Here is a 1,097-nt window from a genome sequence, read left to right as displayed (position 1 = left end):
GATTCACCAACCGCAGGTTGACCGCGCGAGCGAGGTAGTACAGGTCCTCACGCTCGGCGTGCGTGAGGTTCTGTGCCAGGATCGGCTCCCACTCCTCCGGGGTTAGCTCGGTGGCGCAGGCCAGGAACACCGCCTTGGGGAAGGTCTCGGCGTCCCATTCCTTGTCGTCGGTGTTCGGCCGTGGCGGGTGCAGGGCGACGAGCGCCTCGTACTCGTCCGGCGGCATGGCGGTCAGCTTGATGTGCTCGTAGCAGGCGTCGAGGTCGGCCTCCTGATGGGCGACTGCCCGCCGTGCCGCCTTCACATCCGCCTCGGCGGCCTCTCTGCCGGGGTCGTCCTCCTCCGCGGCGGCCTTGGCGGCGCGGCGGAGGGCCTGGCGTAGGTCCTCCTCCGCGGCCGCCAGGGCCCGCTGTGCACCGACCACGTCCCCGACCGGCAGCTCGTAATCGAGGCTCGGCCGCTCGCGGGCGCGGAGCCGCTCACGCAGACTGCTCATGCCGGGATGGTCACGTTCTCGGCCGGCTCCGACGTGATGGCGTAGGCGATGGTGAGCCTTGCCGGTTCGGAGCCCGCCGACCGGCCCTTGCCGTGGCTGGACACGGTGACCGGGTAAACGTCCATTTTCCTCCCGGCGGTGTCGCCGCCGTCGAGCCAGACCATGAACCCTTCGGCGTCGCGCGGCATCACCTCGCGGGCGTCGATGCCGGCCCGGTCCATGTAGTAGGTGACCGAGCTGTCGTTCGCGCTGATCCTCCCGGGGATCTTGCCGACGAACCGCGAGCCCATGTCCGGCACGTCGATCATCTCCGAGGTGACCATCCAGCCGTTGACGTCGGCGACCGCCCGGCTGACGTCGGTGCCGGCGTCGAGCTCAAGCCGGGTCGGCGCGCCCTTTACGGCGATCGACGGCACCCAGTACAGCTTCGAGGTTTCCGGGTTGAAGTAGCGGGTCTCAATGGCGATCGGCGTGGCAACCATTACTCGTCATCTCCCTTCGCGGTGGTGGTCCGGGCGCGCCGCGGCGGCCGGCCCGACAAAGCGGAAGCCCCGGCGGTTGCCGGGGCTTCGTTGGTCTGGTCTGCGGTTTTCGGTGGGCT

The 1,097-nt window shown here is 69.6% G+C and carries 2 protein-coding genes; both read right to left on the bottom strand.

From position 1 onward, the window contains the following. Nucleotides 1–496, bottom strand: a 496-nt coding sequence (locus AB0N61_RS17660; protein WP_363365617.1) for a hypothetical protein, incomplete at its 3' end; no start/stop codon positions are given. Continuing rightward, entirely contained in the window at nt 493–978 is a 486-nt protein-coding gene (locus AB0N61_RS17655) for a hypothetical protein (protein WP_363365616.1), read from the bottom strand. The genes AB0N61_RS17655 and AB0N61_RS17660, both read right to left, overlap by 4 nt. Nucleotides 979–1,097 lie beyond the last annotated feature (119 nt).

This window comes from Microbacterium sp. NPDC089320 (assembly GCF_040684875.1).
GTDB lineage: Bacteria > Actinomycetota > Actinomycetes > Actinomycetales > Microbacteriaceae > Microbacterium.
Note: the sequence above shows the minus strand (reverse complement) of the source record. Positions and strands in the feature narration are given on the sequence as shown.

Coding starts and splice junctions, on each gene's coding strand:
- AB0N61_RS17655 (WP_363365616.1), bottom strand. CDS start 978: ATGGTTGCCACGCCGATCGCCATTGAGACCCGCTACTTCAACCCGGAA.